Origin of the sequence: Bacillus sp. SIMBA_154, assembly GCF_046536015.1 — a bacterium.
GTDB classification, from domain to species: Bacteria; Bacillota; Bacilli; order Bacillales; family Bacillaceae; genus Bacillus; species Bacillus pumilus_P.
In genome coordinates this window covers 1-257 of sequence record NZ_JAWJBV010000410.1, presented here as the reverse complement: position 1 = coordinate 257, position 257 = coordinate 1, and the positions used below count along the sequence as shown (strand labels likewise).

Below are 257 nucleotides of genomic sequence, written 5' to 3'. Positions count from 1 at the left end.
CAAACCGATTGTGACCGGCTGCGTGTACAATGGTAGAAACAAGCCGCCATATGAATTGCCGGAACATAAGACGCGCTCGACCTTCAAAACAGATACTCACTTAGGTCAGGGCTTTAATGAAGTAAGGTTCGAGGATCTGAAAAACCAAGAAGAGATTCGCACAATTGCTCAACGGGACATGAATACCCTCATTAAAAACAATGAGGCAAAATTGGTTTTAAACGATTCTTCTACGGCGATCTATGACAATGAACTTC

General features: G+C 42.8%; 1 protein-coding gene. It reads left to right on the top strand.

The features are described 5' to 3' along the window. A partial coding sequence (locus R0K30_RS22575) for a bacteriophage T4 gp5 trimerisation domain-containing protein (RefSeq protein ID WP_410613151.1) occupies nt 1–257 on the top strand: 257 nt, incomplete at both ends.